This window comes from Agrobacterium sp. LEGMi-208b, from assembly GCF_059511785.1.
In genome coordinates this window covers 2,836,413-2,854,627 of record NZ_CM183445.1, presented here as the reverse complement: position 1 = coordinate 2,854,627, position 18,215 = coordinate 2,836,413, and the positions used below count along the sequence as shown (strand labels likewise).

The 18,215-nt window shown below is 59.4% G+C and carries 19 protein-coding genes; 12 read left to right on the top strand and 7 right to left on the bottom strand.

Features of this window, described 5'->3' with window-relative positions:
* The first annotated feature begins 436 nt into the window (after nt 1-436).
* Nucleotides 437-1,045, top strand: a complete 609-nt coding sequence (locus tag AC5YUO_RS13980; RefSeq protein WP_035260634.1) for a transglutaminase-like cysteine peptidase — start codon at nt 437-439, stop codon at nt 1,043-1,045.
* A gap of 82 nt (nt 1,046-1,127) precedes the next feature.
* On the opposite strand, the gene AC5YUO_RS13975 is transcribed toward AC5YUO_RS13980, so the two are convergent.
* The gene (locus AC5YUO_RS13975; protein ID WP_496153709.1) at nt 1,128-1,562 is read right to left on the bottom strand and encodes a DUF1489 family protein; all 435 of its coding nucleotides are present in this window, start codon (nt 1,560-1,562) and stop codon (nt 1,128-1,130) included.
* A gap of 65 nt (nt 1,563-1,627) precedes the next feature.
* Complete coding sequence (locus AC5YUO_RS13970) at nt 1,628-3,031, bottom strand: L-serine ammonia-lyase (RefSeq protein ID WP_496153708.1); 1,404 nt, start codon at nt 3,029-3,031, stop codon at nt 1,628-1,630.
* On the opposite strand from AC5YUO_RS13970, the gene AC5YUO_RS13965 reads away from it, so the two are divergent.
* Together AC5YUO_RS13965 and AC5YUO_RS13960 are read left to right on the top strand one after the other, a co-directional pair.
* Nucleotides 3,030-3,296 (top strand): hypothetical protein, encoded by a 267-nt coding sequence (locus tag AC5YUO_RS13965; RefSeq protein WP_496153707.1) that lies wholly within the window; start codon nt 3,030-3,032, stop codon nt 3,294-3,296. The genes AC5YUO_RS13970 and AC5YUO_RS13965 overlap by 2 nt on opposite strands.
* Before the next feature lie 392 nt (nt 3,297-3,688).
* A complete protein-coding gene (locus tag AC5YUO_RS13960; RefSeq protein WP_496154871.1) occupies nt 3,689-4,039 on the top strand; it encodes a hypothetical protein in 351 nt (116 codons plus the stop codon).
* 9 nt (nt 4,040-4,048) lie between these two features.
* On the opposite strand, the gene AC5YUO_RS13955 is transcribed toward AC5YUO_RS13960, so the two are convergent.
* Both AC5YUO_RS13955 and AC5YUO_RS13950 read right to left on the bottom strand, forming a co-directional pair.
* A complete protein-coding gene (locus AC5YUO_RS13955; RefSeq protein ID WP_496153706.1) occupies nt 4,049-4,801 on the bottom strand; it encodes a phosphodiester glycosidase family protein in 753 nt (250 codons plus the stop codon).
* A 118-nt stretch (nt 4,802-4,919) separates the two neighbouring features.
* Nucleotides 4,920-5,081: an entericidin domain-containing protein gene (locus AC5YUO_RS13950; RefSeq protein WP_003495552.1), complete on the bottom strand. Its 162-nt coding sequence runs from the start codon at nt 5,079-5,081 to the stop codon at nt 4,920-4,922.
* A gap of 193 nt (nt 5,082-5,274) precedes the next feature.
* Here AC5YUO_RS13950 and AC5YUO_RS13945 point away from each other — a divergent pair, with 193 nt between their 5' ends.
* Nucleotides 5,275-6,051, top strand: a complete 777-nt coding sequence (locus AC5YUO_RS13945) for a formyl transferase (RefSeq protein ID WP_496154870.1) — start codon at nt 5,275-5,277, stop codon at nt 6,049-6,051.
* A 91-nt stretch (nt 6,052-6,142) separates the two neighbouring features.
* Entirely contained in the window at nt 6,143-7,063 is a 921-nt protein-coding gene (locus tag AC5YUO_RS13940) for a methylenetetrahydrofolate reductase (RefSeq protein ID WP_496153705.1), read from the top strand.
* 52 nt (nt 7,064-7,115) lie between these two features.
* Here AC5YUO_RS13940 and AC5YUO_RS13935 read toward each other — a convergent pair whose 3' ends face one another.
* The gene (locus tag AC5YUO_RS13935) at nt 7,116-8,054 is read right to left on the bottom strand and encodes a LysR family transcriptional regulator (RefSeq protein ID WP_496153704.1); all 939 of its coding nucleotides are present in this window, start codon (nt 8,052-8,054) and stop codon (nt 7,116-7,118) included.
* A gap of 126 nt (nt 8,055-8,180) precedes the next feature.
* Here AC5YUO_RS13935 and AC5YUO_RS13930 point away from each other — a divergent pair, with 126 nt between their 5' ends.
* Nucleotides 8,181-8,399: a hypothetical protein gene (locus AC5YUO_RS13930; protein ID WP_496153703.1), complete on the top strand. Its 219-nt coding sequence runs from the start codon at nt 8,181-8,183 to the stop codon at nt 8,397-8,399.
* 269 nt (nt 8,400-8,668) lie between these two features.
* Entirely contained in the window at nt 8,669-9,709 is a 1,041-nt protein-coding gene (locus AC5YUO_RS13925) for a GlxA family transcriptional regulator (protein ID WP_496153702.1), read from the top strand.
* A 267-nt stretch (nt 9,710-9,976) separates the two neighbouring features.
* Here AC5YUO_RS13925 and AC5YUO_RS13920 read toward each other — a convergent pair whose 3' ends face one another.
* Nucleotides 9,977-11,452, bottom strand: coding sequence for an NAD(P)H-hydrate dehydratase (locus AC5YUO_RS13920; protein ID WP_496153701.1), 1,476 nt, complete (start codon nt 11,450-11,452; stop codon nt 9,977-9,979).
* A gap of 358 nt (nt 11,453-11,810) precedes the next feature.
* On the opposite strand from AC5YUO_RS13920, the gene AC5YUO_RS13915 reads away from it, so the two are divergent.
* The 4 genes from AC5YUO_RS13915 (at nt 11,811) to hspQ (ending at nt 15,069) form a co-directional block, all read left to right on the top strand.
* Nucleotides 11,811-12,149 carry a P-II family nitrogen regulator gene (locus AC5YUO_RS13915; protein ID WP_003515720.1) on the top strand — a complete coding sequence of 113 codons (339 nt, stop codon included), beginning with the start codon at nt 11,811-11,813 and terminating at the stop codon, nt 12,147-12,149.
* Nucleotides 12,150-12,220: 71 nt separating this feature from the next.
* Nucleotides 12,221-13,630 (top strand): type I glutamate--ammonia ligase, encoded by a 1,410-nt coding sequence (gene glnA / locus AC5YUO_RS13910; protein ID WP_496153700.1) that lies wholly within the window; start codon nt 12,221-12,223, stop codon nt 13,628-13,630.
* Between the two features lie 100 nt (nt 13,631-13,730).
* On the top strand, nt 13,731-14,651 hold the full coding sequence (locus AC5YUO_RS13905; RefSeq protein WP_496153699.1) for a DMT family transporter: 921 nt from the start codon (nt 13,731-13,733) through the stop codon (nt 14,649-14,651).
* 88 nt (nt 14,652-14,739) lie between these two features.
* The gene (hspQ, locus tag AC5YUO_RS13900; RefSeq protein WP_003523419.1) at nt 14,740-15,069 is read left to right on the top strand and encodes a heat shock protein HspQ; all 330 of its coding nucleotides are present in this window, start codon (nt 14,740-14,742) and stop codon (nt 15,067-15,069) included.
* Between the two features lie 101 nt (nt 15,070-15,170).
* Here the strand turns inward: hspQ and AC5YUO_RS13895 are convergent, their stop codons facing one another.
* Nucleotides 15,171-15,827 carry an invasion associated locus B family protein gene (locus AC5YUO_RS13895; RefSeq protein WP_003523420.1) on the bottom strand — a complete coding sequence of 219 codons (657 nt, stop codon included), beginning with the start codon at nt 15,825-15,827 and terminating at the stop codon, nt 15,171-15,173.
* Between the two features lie 307 nt (nt 15,828-16,134).
* Here AC5YUO_RS13895 and AC5YUO_RS13890 point away from each other — a divergent pair, with 307 nt between their 5' ends.
* Nucleotides 16,135-18,180 carry an extracellular solute-binding protein gene (locus AC5YUO_RS13890; protein ID WP_496153698.1) on the top strand — a complete coding sequence of 682 codons (2,046 nt, stop codon included), beginning with the start codon at nt 16,135-16,137 and terminating at the stop codon, nt 18,178-18,180.
* The last annotated feature ends 35 nt before the right edge of the window (nt 18,181-18,215 follow it).

The following is an 18,215-nucleotide window of genomic DNA, read 5'->3' as shown; positions in this document are numbered from 1 at the left end:
TTTCGCGTCCTCGATCCGGTCAGCCGCCGCGCGAACTGGGACGAAAAACGCTCCGCAAAACATTTTTTCCAGAAAAAATGCAGTTTTTTTGAAGTTTTTTTGTCGCCTTTTCCGGCCTGTCCCAGCCTGAAACAGCCATCCCAAAACGGGAAATCCACCTCTTCGTCGAGCGCCGCGAACCGGCCCCGCGTGGCCACGAAAACCGCAGGACGCGGAAAATCGCTGTCAATACAGCGGCCTAGATGGCTATCAAAAGCCTAAAGCCCGGATGCGTAAAATTGTAATAAAATTTGCTTCAAACACGCGTAAAAACTCACTCAAATACAGTTCAAAACAACGGCTAATTTGCTGAAATTTAAGCTCAAATTGCGCTTCGCAAATTTCCGCCGGGTCAAAATATACCTGCGAATGTCTCCTCACCACGGGGAGACAAGCAATGAACAAGAACAACCGTTTCGTTTTCACTCTGATCGCATTCATCGTCAGCGCCTTCGCACATCAGGCAAGCGCCTCGCCGGCCGCCGTCATGCGCGTCATCGGCAAGGCCAATCCGCCGATCGGCCACTATGAATTCTGCCAGACCTATCAGAGCGAATGCCAGCCGACCTCGCTGGACAACGGCCCGATGAAGCTGACCGAAGAGCGCTGGAAGACGATGCTCGACGTCAACTACACCGTCAACACCACCATCACGCCGATGACCGACATGGAAATCTATGGCGTCGAAGAACGCTGGGCCTATCCCACCACGGTCGGCGATTGCGAAGACTTCGTGCTTCTGAAGCGCAAGATGCTGATGAACAAGGGCTTCTCCGCCTCCAACCTCTTGATCACCGTGGTTCTGCAGCCGAATGGCGAAGGCCATGCCGTTCTGACCGTCCGCACCGATCGTGGCGATTTTGTTCTCGACAACATGCGCAACAAGGTCATGAACTGGTCGGAAACCGAATATACTTACCTGAAGCGCCAGGACACCGCCAATCCCGGCCGCTGGGTGAAGATTCAGGATGGCCGCGCCACCAATGCGGTCGGCGGCATCAACTGACCGCACGACCGACCCGTCTCCCCAAATGAAAAAGCCGGCTCTGCAAGGATGCCGGCTTTTTCATTTTCAAATCCGTTAAGCGTCAGAGCAGCCCAAGCTCCGCCAGTTCCCGCCTGAGATCGGAAGGCATGTCCTCGCCGCCCGTGCCGCCGCCGAGATCGCGGGGCGCCTCGTCATTCTTCAGGTAACGCCAGCCCTGAAACGGGCGCTTCGGCGCCGGTGAGGTTTCGATAACCTCCGGGCCGAGAATGAGATCGCAGCGGGAAATGCCGTCTTCGCCCTTGAAGGAGCGGATATCGAGAAGTTTCTGCCGCGCCTGCACCTGCCCCTTGATGACCCAATAGAGCGAACCGCCCTCGAGCAATTCCTCGACACGTTTCGGGATCATCCGGGTGGTGTGGACGCTGTGCGGCTCGAGGCCCGCGGCAATTGCGGTCAGCGCGCGATGCGCGACCCAGTCTCTCAAGTCCTGGATTGAATCCGCGCCGACGCAAAGTTTGATGAGATGTAGAGGCATGCTTCTATCAATGCCTTTTTGCGGCGGGCGTCAAGCATGGCGACCATGCCTGACGCCCTGCCCGCTCAGCACTCCACAACGTTCACGGCGAGGCCGCCGGTGGAGGTTTCCTTGTATTTCTCGCTCATGTCATTGCCGGTCTGGCGCATGGTCTCGATACAGGCATCGAGCGGCACGAAATGCTGGCCGTCGCCCTTCAGCGCCAGCGAGGCCGCCGTCACCGCTTTCACCGCGCCCATGGCATTACGTTCGATGCACGGCACCTGCACAAGCCCGGCAATCGGATCGCAGGTCATGCCGAGATGATGTTCGAGCGCGATCTCGGCGGCATTTTCCACCTGTTCCGGCGATCCGCCCATGACCGCGGCAAGGCCCGCCGCCGCCATGGCGGAAGCCGAACCCACCTCGCCCTGACAGCCCACTTCCGCGCCTGAAATCGAGGCATTGTGCTTGATGATGCCGCCGATGGCCGCCGCCGTCAGCAAGAAGTCGCGCACGTCGTCGACGCTCGCATCCTCATGGAAATGCCGGAAATATCTGACGGTCGCCGGAACGACACCTGCCGCACCATTGGTCGGTGCGGTGACCACGCGGCCGCCGGCGGCGTTTTCCTCGTTCACGGCCATGGCGTAAACGCTCAGCCAGTCATTGGCCATAACAGGGTTCAGCCGGTTGCTGCGCCATTCCGCATTGAGCTTCTCGTAAATGGAGCGGGCGCGGCGGCGCACCTTCAGGCCGCCGGGCATGATGCCGTCCACCTTCAGCCCGCGCTCGATGCAGCCGTTCATCGCCTCCCAGATCTGGTCGAGGCGCTCGTTCAGCTCCTCGCGGGAAACCACCGTCTCCTCATTGGCGCGCTTCATCTGGGCGATGGTGCGGCCGGAACGGGCCGCCATATCCAGCATTTCCCGCGCGGAGGCGAAGGGATAAGGCACGCGCGGACCATTATCGATGGTCTTGCCGCGCTGCTTGATCGCCTCCAGCTCCGTATCGGTCACGACGAAACCGCCGCCGACGGAATAATAGATGCGCTTGATGAGCAGCCTGCCCTGATTGTCGAAGGCGGAAAAGGTCATGCCGTTGGCATGGCCGGGCAGCGGGTTCTTCTTGTCGAAGACCAGATCTTCGGCCGGGCGGAACACGTAGGACGGATGGCCGGGCGGCGTCACGGTGCCGGCCTTTTCCACCGTCTCGATAATGGCGTCCATCGCATCGGGGTCGACAATATCCGGCCGTTCGCCGGTGAGGCCGAGAATGACGGCACGCCCGGTGCCGTGGCCGATGCCGGTAAAGGCAAGAGAACCATGCAGGCTGACCTTCAGCTGCGCAACGGCTGCGCCCGCCGGACGCGGCCACTCATCGCTGAGGATCAGCGCCAGGAAGCGGTTGGCCGCCGTCATCGGCCCCATCGTGTGGGAGCTCGAAGGACCGATACCGATCTTGAAGACGTCAAAGACCGAAAGAAACATGAAGTTCGTCCGGAATAAGAATGGATTCCACCACCATCATATCCAAAGCCGAAGCGGATCGCCACAAAAGAGCGTCAGCGGTTTGCGCAGCTGCGACATAATTGCCTTCAAACGAAAACAGCACGGTTTCCGAAGGAAAACCGCGCCGTTTCAAAACCCGTCATTCAGGAGAGATGCTTATGGGCTGCCAAAAATGTACGTCAATGCGAGAAAAGCGGCAAAGCCTGCAAGTGCGCGCAAGGTGACGCCCCAGCAGGATTTCTGAGCGGTTTCTTCCATGATTACTCCAGCTATTCACTCTCCGGGGGATCTTCAAGACCCGGCCCGTTGAGGCAAGCATTTATTAAAATCTGGCGGCGAAGGCAAATGCAAAAAGCGGCTAAATGAAGGCGTTTTCGATAGGCTGCCATTCGCCCCGTGCATAGGTATGTGAAAAAACAAGGTGTTAGCGCGAGGCGTGAAATGGCACCGTTTTGGGCTTCGCCGCAATTTAGGCTAAAGTGTAACCGTTATTTAAAGGTTATGCACAAACGCATGTTGAAAACCCTCACGGCAGAACACCTTACAGTCGAATTTTTTCCGCGGAAATGCCGAGCCTTGAAAGCCCGCCAGTGCTGCTTTATCGACGATGGCAACGACAACGATGCGAGTCTTTCCATGCAGCAGGCATCCTCCTTCCCCGATCGCGAAACGGTCGCATCGAAACTCACTTCGCTTGCAAGCGAGGATAAAGCCTGGGTGCTGCTGTTGATGGAAAACGCCCTGCAGGACGAAAACCTGCTGGCCGGCCTCAATCTTTATCTCGACCAGCAGACCAACGCCCGTTTCCTCAACAGCCTGAAGCTGGAAACGACCGGCGAATGGCTTGGCGGCAATGCCCCTGCCCGGCTGCAGATCCGCATCACGGAAACCGCAAAAGCGAGCCAGCACCCCGCCTATCTCGCCTTCCGCAAGGGGCTGACGGCGTCGGCCGGTCTTGAAAAGGCCTATCCCAAGGCCCCGATCTGATCCTGCAGGTTAATCCGGCACCCTGTCGACAACCGCAATGATCGGCCCCATCGGAAACAGCTGGTCCCGCCTTTTCATTGCGGGAATATCGACGCTGGATATGGTGCCGTCGAGATAGAGCGCATTCGGCGCATCCAGCACATCCCTGAACAGCGTGGCGAAATCGTAAAAGCGCACGGTATTTTCCGAAATGGCGAAATGCACCATGCCGTTGCGGGAGATGCCGACACCGTTGCGCCGTTTCAGACTGTCGCTATCGGGCAGAAAACGCGGATGCAGCTTGCCATCGATGACGAGCATCGGCCCGGATTGAGTGGCGAAATCCGGTTTCGGGTCCGCCGCCAGATAGGCCTGCGTTTCCAGCACGCCGGCCGCGGCCCCCTTCAGATAAAACACGCCATTGGGCAGAAGATGAAAATTGCCCCAGCCGCCGCCGGTGCTGATCGGCGAGCGTTCGATGCCATTTTCGATGAAGAGCCCGACGGGGGAATAGTCCGAATGGTACATGCCGCCATTCATGGCGAAGACGCTGAACATGTGCTGCCGCCACAAGGCCGATGAGAGAGCGGCGAAGGAGCCATATACCTGGCCGGAGACATGATCGCGGTCGTAAATGCGGATGGTGCTTTTTGCCGGATCGAAACTGCAGACGGTATAACGACCGCCCGCATGGTCCATGATCCTGCAGAAATCCGCCTGTCCGCCGGCCTCAGCCGAAAACGGCAGCAGCAATGGCAACAGCAGCTTCGCCAGTCTTTTCATCGATCCGTTCATGCCCGCCCCGCGATTCTCGTCGGGGCACATTCGCAGGAAAATTCGGTCAAAGAAAAGGCGTCACCCGTGTTTCAGGATGACGCCGGACCTTTAAGGGGAGATGTCGTCAGCGACGGGCGGCGCGGTCCACATTGCGGCCGGCATCCTGCGTCGCGTCGACGGCGTTCGCCGTGTCCCGGCCCATGCCGCGAATGGTGTTACCGCACGAGCTCAGGGTGACAACGGTCAGCAAAGCCACGAAAACGGTCGAAAGAATACGTGTGATCATGTGAAACTACTCCCCTATGACTTGCCGTCCAAAGGCAAGCACCGATGTGATATGCGTCACAATAACGTTACGTCCCAAAAAACGGTTCCAGTGGCATTTCAAAAAATCCTGTCGATGAAAATTAACAGGGTTTTGAAGTTCCCGAGAGAAACTCGGCATCCGGATCGTGGCTTAGGAAAATCCCGTGGGTGATATGACTGACATCAACAATCGACTTCTGGTGATGACGGCAGGCGGCGTGAACCCCAATGTCATGATCAATGCGCTGGCGGCCCGGTTTCCCGACATTCATGTTTTCATGGAGCAGCCGGAAAGCAAGTCGGTCATTTTCAAACGACGTGCACGACGGCTCGGCTGGCTTGTCGCGGCGGGCCAGATGGCGACGATGATCGCCTCACGGCTCGGCAAGCGCTTCACGGTTCGCAGAAGCAATGAGATCATCGCCGAACACGGTCTTTCTTCCGATCTCCACCACAGCCTTCCCGTCACCCGGTTCGCCTCGCTCAACGACGAGGAATGCCGCAAGGCCGCCAGTCTGCTGAAACCGGCAGCGATCTTCACCATTTCCTGCCGCCTGCTGACACCACCCACGCTTCAGGCCCTGCAATGCCCGGTCATCAATTTCCATGCCGGCATCAACCCCGCCTATCGTGGCCAGATGGGCGGATACTGGGCGCTGGTGGAAAGGGACCGCGGCAATTTCGGCGCGACCGTGCATCTGGTCGACAAGGGCGTGGATACCGGCGCCACGCTTTACGAGAAGCGACTGAAGCCATCCCCTTCCGACACGATCGCCACCTATCCGCTGCTTCTGACCGCCGCTTCGGTGGATATCGCCGTCAGCGCCATCGAGGACGCCCTTTCCGGCAGCCTCGCGCCGCAGCCGCCCTCACCCGGAAAATCTGTACTGCGGTTCCCGCCGACCCTGTGGACATGGTTGTGGAACGGCCTGACGAAACGGATCTGGTGAAAGCGCGCTTCAGGGGGTTGCAGCCGAGCTTCGTCGCAGATGCAAGCCTGACTTGCCGCAACAGGCACAGACTTCGCCGCGAAATCGGTGCATGATAATAAAAAGGATCACGCACAAATTGCTCGATATTTCCGCCTCCTCCATCATTCCGGCCTCCATCGAAGCCTCACCCGCGCAGGTGCTCGGCGCCACAGACCTTGCCGGCCTCTTTCCGCAGGGTGTCCGCGTTTATCTGACCGACACCGGCGCGGCCTCGCAGGAAAAGCTCGTTGATGCCGCCAGACATCTGCGTAACCTCGGTTACGAGCCGGTGCCGCATCTGGCGGCGCGGCGCGTCACGTCCAGCGCGGGGTTTGAGGAGCAGGTAAAGCGGCTGGCGGGCGAAGCGGGCGTAACGGATGTGCTGGCGGTCGGCGGCGGCGTCGACAGGCCCGCCGGTCCCTTCGCATCCAGCATGGACATGCTGTCGTCAGGCATTTTCGACCGCTATGGCATAAAACAGATCGCCATCGCCGGTCACCCCGAGGGCAGCCCGGATTTCAGCGACGAGACGGCGATGGCCGCACTCCGGCTGAAACGCGATTTTGCGGAAAGAAGCGATGCGGTCCTGCGCATCGTCACCCAGTTCGGTTTCGATCCTGCCCGCTTCATCGCCTGGGCCGAAGGGCTTGCGGCATCAGGCATCGATCTGCCGGTGCATATCGGCGTTTCCGGCCCGGCCAAGATCACGACGCTCTTGAAATATGCCGCGCTCTGCGGTGTCGGCAATTCCATCGCCTATCTCAAGAAGAACGCGCTTTCGCTGACGACGCTTGCCAAGGGCCATTCACCGGAAAGCATCGTCGGGCCGATCGAGCGGCACTGGCAGGCCAATCCGCAGGGGCCGATACGGCAAATTCACGTCTTCCCCTTCGGCGGATTGCAGAATTCGGCGGACTGGCTGGTCAAACGCGGCAGCTGGCAAACCGGCGCAGCGGACCGTTCGGCATCGCCGGATTCAATGGCTGGCTAAAAGCCGCCATTCTAACGGCGCGACGGCCACGGCCGCCGCGCACCCCAAGATCTCAGGCCGCCTTGGCGACTTCGACAAAAGCGTTTCGGATGCTTTCAGCCACGGCAAGAACAGGGCGGGATGCCTTGTCACCCATGATCAGGCGGATATCGAAACAGCCGAGTTCCGGCAGGCCTTCCTTATCGCCCAGAATGACCATATCGTTCTGCACATAGGACCGCGGCAGCGGGGCGATGGCGAGATCGGCGGCAATCGCCGCACGCTGCGCCATGGTATGACCACTGAGATAGGCCACGCGGAAATTGCGCCCGCGCCGTTCCAGCGAATGGATCGCTTCCGAGCGCCAGATACAGCCCTCTTCCCAGATGGAGATCGGCAACGGATCGCGCAGATAGGCGGTACCGCATTTGGCACCCGCCCAGACGAGGCGTTCACGCATCAGTACCTCACCCGTATCCCGCAGCGGATGGGAGGCACAGTTGACGAGGGCGAGATCGAGCCTCTGCTCATCCATGCGCTTATAGAGATTGGAGCTGGAATCGATGGTGACGTCGATCATGATGCCGGGGAAAGCCTCGGCAAAACGCTTGAGAATGCCCGGCAGCAGGCCACGCTCGCCAATATCCTCCGGCGCGCCGAGACGGACGACACCGGAAAGCTCCGGCATGACGAAACGCGACACAGCCTCGTTGGAGAGCGCGATCATGCGCCGCGCATAGGTCAGCAGCGTCTCCCCATGCGCCGTCAATGTCACGGAGCGGGCATCGCGCAGGAACAGTGTCGTCTTCAGCTGCTCTTCAAGCTTCTTGATCTGCATGGAAACGGCAGAGGGCGTTCTGAACACCACTTCCGCGGCGGTCGAGAAATTTCCCGTTTCCGCAATGGCGATGAAGGTTCTCAATATGTCGTTATCCAGCAACGGCAGCGGTTGGCGGAAAGTCACGGTCATGGCACGCACCTTCAAATATTTTGATTTATAGATGGATATCATTTCGTTTGATTGAATGTCAACAAGCGCGCACCATCCGGGACATCGATTGACGGGGCGGATTGAGCCTCGCCGGCAAGCGCATACCGAAGTCGCAAACAGGATCGTGGTTCAGGAAAGGATCAAGACATGACCATGATACATTATCTCCCAGTGGCGAACCGTTCCTCGCAGCGTCCGTCATCCAGCGGCTGGCTTCATCGCCTGTCCGACCATGTTTCCGCCCGTTACGCCGCATGGCGTCGCGAAAAAATGCTTCGTGCACTGGAGGCATTGCCGCCTGAAACATTGAAGGATATCGGATGGCCGACGACCGAAACCAGCCACACACGCGCCATCCGCAAATGATGACCGATCGGTGGCTCGCAACCATTGCGCGTCTTGCGAGCCACACCTGCCCGCGTTCACCTCAGGACAAGGGCGCAAAATAGCCTGCCTGTTTTGCATGCGACACGCCGCCCTTTTTAAAGGCTTGTCGCAAAATTTGCATATTTCAAAAGCGATTTTTTGACAGCCCCGATTCCACGGCGTATTTTTCGTTAAAGATGTCGTAAACAGGACATCCAGAAGACCAATTCCAAGAGAGGAATTGCGTATTCGCAACGGAGCACGGGCAAATGAGCAGGAACTCCCAGAAGAAACGCTCAATCGTCTTTTTTCTCATTCCGCAATTTACCATGCTGCCTTTCGCCGCAGCGGTTGAAACGCTTCGCATCGCCAACCGAATGTTGGGCTATCAGGCCTATGAGTGGCGCCTCGCCTCGCTCGATGGCCAGAAGGTCATGTCGTCGAGCGGCATCTGTCTTGAGGCCGATACCTGTCTTGCCGACGAGCGGCGCTACGTCAGCGGCGAAAATCGCCCGGAAATGGCGATCATCTGTTCGGGCATTGATGTGGACCAACACATCAACAAATCTGTCAATGCCTGGCTGCGCGAAGCCTATAATCGCGGCATCGCCATTGGCAGCCTCTGTACCGCCGCCCATATTCTCGCACAGGCGGGCCTTTTGAACGGCAAGCGTTGCGCGATCCACTGGGAGAACCTTCCCGGTTTTTCCGAGGCCTTCCCGGAGGTGGAAGTCTATGCCGATCTCTTCGAAGTCGACAGCAACATCTACACCTGCGCTGGCGGCACGGCCTCGCTGGACATGATGCTGAGCCTGATCGGCCAGGATTTCGGCGAGAACCTCGTCAACCGCGTCTGCGAACAGCAATTGACCGACCGGGTCCGCAGCCCGAACGACCGCCAGCGCCTGCCGCTGCGCGCCCGGCTTGGCGTACAGAACAGCAAGGTTCTGTCGATCATCGAATTGATGGAAGGCAATCTCGCCGAACCGCTGTCGCTGCTCGACATCGCCGATGCCGCCGATCTGTCGCGCCGCCAGGTGGAGCGCCTTTTCCGTCAGGAAATGGGCCGCTCGCCCGCCCGTTATTACCTCGAAATCCGCCTCGACCGCGCCCGCCACCTGCTGGTGCAATCGGCCATGCCGGTGGTCGAAGTCGCCGTCGCCTGCGGTTTCGTGTCAGCTTCGCATTTTTCCAAGTGTTATCGCGAAATCTACAATCGCACGCCGCAGCAGGAGCGCGCCGAACGCAAGCTCTTGATCAGCGCCTCGCGCATGGCGATGGCGAGCCAGGCAGGCAAGGCCGCGCATTGAAGGCGGAGTTGAAGGCCTCAAACGCGACAGAACTTGTCTCAGAGCAAAAACCTCTCCTCCGTCATGCCGGACTAGATCCGGCATCCAGCCACAGCTCGTCTGCGCCGTGAGAAGAGTCTTTCGCGATCAAGGACTTGATCGCGCTGGACCCCGGATCAAGTCCGGGGTGACGGAGTGGGGATGATGGAACTGCGGTAAGATCGCAGGTTCAGCGAGCAGCCAGCAAAGACCCGGTTCACAAGCCTGCCCCAACACAATCAGACCAATTCACCCAAACGGCCGAACCGCATGGGCAAGGTCCTCCGCCGTCAGGCCGTCGCCTGCCCGGTGGCCGGCCTCACCATGCAGCCAGACCCCGGCCGCAGCCGCTTCGAAGGCCGGTGCGCCCTGCGCCAGCAGCGCGCCGATGATACCGGCCAGCACGTCGCCTGATCCCGCCGTCGCAAGGCTCGCCGGCGCATTCGTGTTGACCAGCGCCCAGCCATCCGGCGCGGCAATCACCGTATCCGCGCCCTTGTAAACCAGCACGGCGCCGCTGCGGGCCGAGGCGACCTGCGCCTTCTCGATCTTGCTCAGCATCCTGTCGGCGGCAAGATCGGGAAACAGTCGCGCAAACTCGCCCTCATGCGGCGTCAGCACGAATTTGCCCGTGCCAGACGTGATACGCTCGAACAGGACCTCCTTATGATCCCTGAAAGCCGTGATTGCATCGGCATCCAGAACCACCGCCTTGTCTGCGAGCAGGGACACGAAGTGTCGCGCCTTTTCGAGGTCACCGAAACCCGGGCCGAGAACGAAAGTGCCATGACGCCCATCGTCCAGCCACGACCGCAGATCGTCGGCATCGTCCATCGGTGCATTCATCACCGCCGTCAGCGTGACGGACAGCACGTCGAGCGCATCTTTCGGCGCGGCGATGGTGACGATGCCCGCCCCCGCCTTCAGTGCCGCAAGCGCCGTCATGCGGCTTGCGCCGGTCGCATGCGCCGGGCCGGAAAAGACGGTCAGATGCCCTCTACGGAATTTATGGGTTTCCCTATCGGCATGAGGCAAGGCATCCCGCCAGACCAGCGGGCTGTTTTCCGCCACCGATCCCGCATGGGCGTCAAGGATGCGGGACGGAATGCCGATATCGAACACCTCGAGCGCTCCGCAAAGCTCCCGCCCCGGCATCAGCAGATGACCCGGCTTGCGCGCCATGAAGGTCACCGTCCGCTCCGCCCTGAACGATGCGCCTAGAGGCACACCCCGCCTGCCGCAGAGACCCGAGGGCAGATCGACGGCGAGAACCGGCACCTTCGCCTGCGTGACCGCCTCGATCACCCGGACAAGCTCCTGCGGAACATCGCGGGACAATCCGGCCCCGAACACCGCATCGATCACCACATCGCCGGCAAGAGGCGTATAGCCGTCAAGCGGCAGCGGCGTCACGCCGCTCCGCTCGAATGCCGTCCGCGCATCGCCCCTGAGCGCGCCGATATCGCCGAGATGATGAACCGCGACAACCGCTCCGCTCTGCAAAAGCGCCCGCGCCGCCACATAACCATCGCCGCCATTATTGCCGCCGCCGCAGAGCACGACGAAACGCTGCGCCTGCGGATGGTGACGCAGCGCCGAGGCGGCAACCGCCTGCCCCGCCCGCTCCATCAGGTCATAAAGAGGAATGCCGGATTGCCCGGCCGCCGCATCGATGCGGGCCATGGCAACAGGGTCGATCAGGAAGAGGTGCGGGAGGGATTTCATGTTCCGATCATCCCTTCAAAACGCCGGAAAGGCAATCGATACAAAAATAAGCAAATCGCCATGTCTAAATAATAGACAAATGCATAAAATATAAACAAACAGCCACTTCTTTGTTCGCACCTTTTCAAATATTCAAAAAATCTAAAATAATACAAATTCACAGAAATGCTGATGGATTTTTCGGGTTTCCGCGAGAAATTCGCTGGAAAACCGTAAAAACCGAATGCATTTTGTGCCGGAAGGCCGGGGGATCGAAGTTTTTTCTTCAAGCCCGCTTCCGATCTGGCACAATACGTGCATTCTTGTGGCAGAGCGGGAGTTACCTGCTTTAACGGGAGAAGCGGAGAGATATTTTCTCATGAAAAAGATCGAAGCGATCATTAAGCCTTTCAAGCTCGATGAAGTGAAGGAAGCCCTTCAGGAAGTCGGACTTCAGGGAATCACGGTCACGGAAGCAAAAGGCTTTGGTCGTCAGAAGGGCCACACGGAACTCTACCGCGGTGCAGAGTACGTCGTGGACTTTTTGCCGAAAGTGAAAGTCGAAGTCGTATTGGCGGATGAGAATGCGGAAGCCGTCATCGAGGCGATCCGCAATGCGGCGCAGACCGGACGTATCGGCGACGGAAAGATTTTCGTTTCCAATGTCGAGGAAGTCATCCGCATCCGTACCGGTGAAACAGGCGTGGACGCCATATAATCAAGAACGTCCCGAGCCGGGGAGGCTTGGGTTTTCACCTCGTCATCATCACACTCAAGGAAAACGTTTAAATGACGACCGCAAACGATATCTTGAAGCAGATCAAGGATAACGACATCAAGTTCGTGGACCTGCGCTTTACCGACCCCAAGGGCAAGCTGCAGCACGTCACCATGGATATTGTCTGTGTGGACGAAGACATGTTCGCCGATGGCGTCATGTTCGACGGCTCCTCGATCGCCGGCTGGAAGGCCATCAACGAGTCCGACATGGTGCTGATGCCCGATCCGGCCACCGCCCATATCGACCCGTTCTTCGCCCAGTCCACCCTGGTCGTCCTTTGCGACATTCTCGACCCGGTCTCGGGCGAAGCCTATAACCGCGACCCGCGCGGCACCGCCAAGAAGGCCGAAGCCTATCTCAAGGCGTCGGGTATCGGCGACACCGTTTTTGTCGGCCCCGAGCCGGAATTCTTCGTCTTCGACGACGTGAAGTACAAGGCAGATCCCTACAACACCGGCTTCAAGCTCGACAGTTCCGAACTGCCGTCCAACGACGACACGGATTACGAGACCGGCAACCTCGGCCACCGTCCGCGCGTCAAGGGCGGCTACTTCCCGGTTCCGCCGATCGACAGCCTGCAGGACATGCGTTCCGAAATGCTGACGGTTCTGGCCGAAATGGGCGTCGTTGTTGAAAAGCACCACCACGAAGTGGCTGCCGCACAGCACGAGCTGGGCGTGAAGTTCGACACGTTGGTATCCAGCGCCGACAAGATGCAGATCTACAAGTACGTCGTGCATCAGGTCGCCAATGCCTATGGCAAGACGGCAACCTTCATGCCGAAGCCGATCTTCGGCGATAACGGTTCGGGCATGCATGTTCACCAGTCGATCTGGAAGGGCGGCAAGCCGACGTTTGCGGGCGACGAATATGCCGGCCTCTCCGAGACCTGCCTCTATTACATCGGCGGCATCATCAAGCACGCCAAGGCAATCAACGCCTTCACCAACCCCACCACCAACTCCTACAAGCGTCTGGTGCCGGGTTATGAAGCGCCGGTTCTGCTCGCTTACTCCGCGCGCAACCGCTCCGCATCGTGCCGTATTCCCTTCGGCTCCAACCCGAAGGCAAAGCGCGTCGAAGTCCGCTTCCCGGACCCGACCCAGAACCCCTATCTCGGTTTTGCGGCCATGCTGATGGCCGGCCTCGACGGCATCAAGAACAAGATCCACCCCGGCAAGCCGATGGACAAGGACCTTTACGACCTTCCTGCCAAGGAACTGAAAAAGATCCCGACCGTCTGCGGCTCGCTGCGCGAAGCGCTGGAAAGCCTCGACAAGGATCGCAAGTTCCTGACCGCCGGCGGCGTGTTCGACGACGACCAGATCGACTCGTTCATCGAGCTCAAGATGCAGGAAGTCATGCGTTTCGAAATGACCCCGCATCCGGTCGAATTCGACATGTATTACTCGGCCTGATCGGCCTGCGGAGCGCCGTCCTTTCGGCGCTCCATCCATCTCGGCGGTTTTCCCCGGAAAGCCGCCGTTTTCTTTTGAAGCCCAGTCATCATTGCGAAGCATGTCGAACAAGCCAGCCTCTCAGCAAACGCGCCTCACGGACTGGCTCATCTTTCTGGCGGTGCCGTTCTTTTTCTCCAGCAATGTCATTTTCGGCCGTGGCGTCGTCGGCGAAGTCTCGCCTTTCATCGCCGCTTTCATCCGCTGGATCGGATCGACCCTCATCATCGCACCCTTCATGATCGCCGACTGGCGCAACTGCCTTGCTTTCGTGCGGCGCAAAACGCTGCTCTGGCTCGTCCTCGGCATTCTCGGCATGGGCATCTGCGGCGGCGTGGTCTATTGGGGCCTGACCATGACGACGGCCGCCAACGGCACGCTGATCTACACGACCTCATCGCTGTTCATCATCCTGTTCCAGCGCATCTTTCAGGGCCGCCCTATCCGCAAGCTCGAAGTGGCCGGCATGATCATCGCCTTTGCAGGTGTCGCGGCCATCGTGCTCAAGGGCGATATGTCCGCCCTCTGGCACCTGAATTTCAACATCGGCGATTTCGCGATCCTGACGGCGGCCATCGCCTTTGCCATCTATTCGCTGCTGCTGCGCGATCCGGCCGCTCGGCAGATGGCATCCTTCAGCCTTTTCGGCCTGATCGCCTTTTCCGGCGCGCTGGTACTTCTGCCACCGGCGGCGCTGGAACTGGCGCAGGGCGGCATGCTGCCCGCCACCGGCACGGCCTGGGCGAAGATCGGCGGCATCATCCTCTTCGCCTCACTCTTGGCCTTTTATTGCTTCACCCATACCGTGCGCGTCTTCGGTCCCGCCACGGCGGGCGTCACGCTTTACATGATGCCGCCGGTCTCGATCCTGATGGCCACGCTGTTCCTCGGCGAGACCTTCGAGACCTATCACGCCATCGGCATCGTGCTGGTCACCGGCGGCGTCATCATCGCCACTGCGCCCATCGGCAGAAGGCGCTGAGCCAGGACGGCAGACCGGCGCCCAAACCGCTAGGTCTTGATATTTCGCATTCCGACACCAACTAGTATTGGGAAAGGAAGTACATGCCATGAAACAAAGAAACGCAAAATTCACGCTTGGCGAAATCGTCCGCCACAAGGTGTTTCCGTTCCGCGGTGTGGTGATCGACGTGGACCCGGAATATGCCAATACCGAGGAATGGTGGAACGCCATCCCCGCGGAAATCAGGCCGGATCGCGACCAGCCCTTCTATCATCTTCTGGCCGAAAACGAGGAGACGGAATATGTCGCCTATGTTTCCGAACAGAACCTCGTCCACGACGAAAACGAGACGCCGCTCCGAAACCCCAATATCGGCCGCATCTTCGACAAGGCGCCGAACGGTGAATGGCGTCCGAAAATGTCGACGGCGCATTGACGCCCGCCAACCGCCTCCCCACCTCCCAGGGGTATGAAACGGGCATAAAAAAACCGGTCTGTCGCCAGACCGGTTTTCTGTTTTTGAAGCTTGCGCTGCAATCAGGGCTTCGGCGCGCCCTTGGCGGCGTCCTGAGCGGCTTCCAGCTTCTTGCGAGCTTCTTCAGCCTTCTTCTGCATGCCTTCCTGCAGGCTGCGCTGGCTTTCGGCCAGCTGCGACTGGGTGATCGCCGGGCCGTCATAGGCGCCGGTGAAACCGGAAAGCGCGATCTTGATGGGGTTCGGCGCGCGGCGGAAGTTGATGGAGGTGAAGACCACCTCGCTACCCTTCTTCAAGGAAGCGATCATGGCGTCCGTCAGCGGAACTTCGGCCGTGCACTTGTCGGGAAGGCAAACGGCGTAATCGAGCTTCTGGCCTTTGCCGCCATCAATCTGCATCATCACTCCCGGAGGAACGAGACGCGCGGTCGGAACGGAAACCTGCAGCAGCTTGCGATTGACCTTGCCTTCAACGGTGATCAGGCCAACGGCGGTGATCATCTGGCCGTTCTGGGCAAGAACCACGTTCTGCACGACGCAGACATCGTTGTCTTCCTGCTTGGAGCAGGTCTTGAACCAGCCGAGCGGCGGAGCGCCAGCGCCCTGAGCGGCGGGAGCAGCATCCTGCGCCTGCGAGATGGCCGGAGCGGACATTGCGCCGAGAGAAAGGACCAGAGCGGACAGAGCCGTCCGGGTGAATGTGTTTGCCTTGTGCATCATAAGAGTTCCGTCTCCTGAATGTCTGCCAGAACAGAACCGCAAGGTCCTGTTCGCCGATGGCGGTATCCTTCTGCCCGTTCAACTGTCGTTTAAATGAGGCAAATGCGTGACCCGTCTCTTCCGGTCCCCCTGTTACATGCCGATCGCGGCGATATCCAGCACTTCTTTAACTTTTTCTTGAGCGGACCCAAGATTTCCCGCCCTCGCATGGGTCATGCAATGGGACTGTGCTACATATTCGCCAGAATCACGATGATAAACCAGTCGTAACGGCAAATCGGACGGACAGTTGAGACAGGATAGTGACATGCGCAACCTTATGACGACAAAACACGTCAAAGCGGCTTCAGATGCCGGCGCGTCTCCCAATCCCTCATTCCTGTGCCTGTCACAGGAATCCAGCCGGCGCGCGTCTGCGCGACGAGACGAGTCCTTTCAGCCCAAGGACTTGGGCTGGCTGGATTCCTGTGACAAGCACAGGAATGAGGGGAGGCATCTGCTGCGCCTGTCACGCGCTTTGTTCCGCACATTCGGTCTGACAATAGTTTTTGCAGCCGTGCTCCTGCCCGGAATATCGCAGGCACAGCCGCTTCACGGCATCTCCATGCATGGCACGCCCGCCCTGCCGGCAGATTTCCGCCACCTCCCTTATGTCAATCCGGACGTGAAGAAAGGCGGCCGCATCTCCTATGGCGTCGTCGGCACCTTCGACAGCCTCAATCCCTTCGTGCTCAAGGGAATGCGCACCACCGCACGCGGCGTCTGGGACCCGGAATTCGGCAATCTTCTCTACGAACCGCTGATGCTGCGCTCCAGCGACGAGCCTTTCAGCCTTTACGGCCTCCTGGCCGAAACCGCGGAGTGGGATGAGGAGCGCAGCTTCGTCCAGTTCAACCTCAACCCGAAAGCACAATGGTCCGACGGTGAGCCGGTGACCGCAGATGACGTGATCTTCACCTTCAATCTTCTGAAGGAAAAAGGCCGCCCGCCCTTCAACACCCGTCTGGACGGCGTGGCGAAGCTGGAAAAAATAGGCGATCGCAGCGTGCGTTTCACCTTCAATGACAAGGCCAACCGCGAAACGCCGCTCATTCTCGCCTCCTCCACCCCGATCCTGCCGAAACATGCGATCGATCCGGAAAAATTCGAGCAAGCCGGGCTGGGGCCAGTCGTCGGCTCGGGGCCATACCGAATCAAGATCCTGCGGCCGGGCGAACGAATCATCTGGGAGCGGAACCCGGATTATTGGGGCAAGGATATTCCCGGCAAGGTCGGCTTCGACAATTACGACGAGATCAGCGTCACCTATTTCCTTCAGGTCACCACCATGTTCGAGGCCTTCAAGAAGGGCGATATCGACATTTATCCCGAAGGCGACGCCATCAACGGCACCTCCGATACCTCCCACTGGGGGCAGGCCTATAATTTCCCGGCCGTCCATCGCGGCGATATCGTCAAGGACGTTTTCCAGCCGCGCCTGCCCACCGGCATGTTCGGCCTCGTTTTCAACATCCGCCGCGCCGTCTTCGCCGACGAAAAGGTGCGCGAGGGCCTGTCCTATGCGCTTGATTTCGAATGGATGAACAAGAACATCCTCGGCGGCTCCTTCAAGCGCACGCAGAGTTACTGGCAGAACTCCCCGCTCGGCGCCTATGGCAATGCCGCAGACGAGCGTGAGCTTGCCCTGCTTGGCGACGCGGCGAAAACCATGCCGCCGGAACTGCTGGCGGGAACCTATGCCATGCCGACCACCGATAGCACCGGCGCGGACCGCAAAGTTCTGAAAATGGCCGTCGACAAGCTGAAAGAGGCTGGCTACAGCATCAAGAACGGCAGGATGTCCGACGCCAACGGTCGTCAGCTCGCCTTCGAAATCATGACGCAGAACCCGGCGCAGGAACGCATCGCGCTTGCCTATCAGCGTTCGCTGAACCTGATCGGCGTCGCCATGGGCATCCGCTCGGTCGATGACGGGCAATATCAGGCCCGCTCGAACAGCTTCGATTATGATATGATCATCCGCTCCCTGCCCTCCTCGCTCTCACCGGGCATGGAACAGCTCAACCGCTGGAGCTCGCTCTCGCGGGATGCGCAGGGCAGCTTCAACTATGCGGGCGCTGCAAATCCCGACATAGACCGCATGATAGAGGCGCTGCTGCAGGCACGTTCGACGGAGGATTTTCAGGCCGCGGTGCGCGGTTACGACCGCCTTCTGGTCGCCGGCCACTACGTCATTCCGCTTTATTACATCGGCGCGCAATGGGTGGCCCGCTGGAAATATATCGACCGCCCGGATATGACGCCAATATCCGGCAATCAGAAACAGACCTGGTGGGACGCGCGGGCGCAATAAACCGCACCGCACCCATCCCCGGCAGAAAAAGGGAA